At 47.6% G+C, this 1,011-nt stretch carries 1 protein-coding gene; it reads left to right on the top strand.

Features of this window, described 5'->3' with window-relative positions; all coding sequences use genetic code 11:
* A partial coding sequence (locus E0698_RS26225; RefSeq protein WP_192513428.1) for a transposase occupies positions 1 to 639 on the top strand: 639 nt, incomplete at its 5' end.
* Positions 640 to 1,011 lie beyond the last annotated feature (372 nt).

Here is a 1,011-nt window from a genome sequence, read left to right as displayed (position 1 = left end):
ATTAGCCGATTAACGACAGAGCAAGTCATTGCCGGCTGGAAGCAATATGTGAAGCGTCATGCGGGTTTGCAGCGGGCTGAGCAGCTTATTACATTTGCTAAACGCAGCGTAGGTGCAACAAAGGCGCTACACGCCTACAAGATTCACTTGGATCAACTTCTCGAAGAATATGATTTGGCTCAGCGCCAGCTTGAGCAGATTGCACATGAAGTACATCTCGTATTAGAACGCATTCCCTATGCCCAAAAGTTACTCACCATTCGGGGTGTAAATGTAACCAGTCTAGCCGGTGTGTTAGGAGAAGCTGGTGATCTTAGTGGTTATGCACACGGAAATGCCTTGCTTCGTCATGCGGGTCTAAATCTGGCTGAGGCTAGTTCCGGGAAATGGCGTGGGAAAATGGTGCTAAGTAAGCGCGGTCGACCGCGACTAAGGCGCTTTATCTACCTCATGACAATGTGTATGGTCATGACCAATCCGGATGTTAGAGCCCTGCACCACTACAATGTAGACGTGAAAAAGCTCAAGAAAATGAAATCCATTATGAAATTATGTGGTAAAGTGGCCCGAATGCTTGTTGGCCTGGCTAAGAGCAGCGAAGCTTACAGTTCGGCTAAAGTATTTCCGCAATCCGCTTAAACAGGTTATTTTTCGCCAGTTGATGCATTCGCAGGATGGACAAGAAGCACGGAGTATCGGGAGGCATTATGCAAAAGGGCTCGGACCCGTTCCGTTAGAAAAACCGACCTCCACCCCTTAGTTAGATGTGACGAAGGAATGAAAGGGCATGAGACCCGTTGAGACATGGGAGTGAAAATCGCTAGGGGCGACATGGAGACGTGCAGGATATGGAACAAATTGGGTGATATACTCTCACCTTTATTCTTGCATGCCCATACAGTTGTTCCAAGCCACCGCCTTCTCTGTTTCCTTCTTACCTCACACTTAGCTAAGGGTGAAATCCTGCGAATTCATGAGCCTGAGTGAGAAAACTAAATCATATTGAGGGAG

The organism is Paenibacillus sp. 23TSA30-6 (genome assembly GCF_014858585.1).
Taxonomy (GTDB): Bacteria; Bacillota; Bacilli; order Paenibacillales; family Paenibacillaceae; genus Paenibacillus.
The sequence above is the reverse complement of the archived record's forward strand: the minus strand, read 5'-3'. Positions and strand labels throughout refer to the sequence as shown.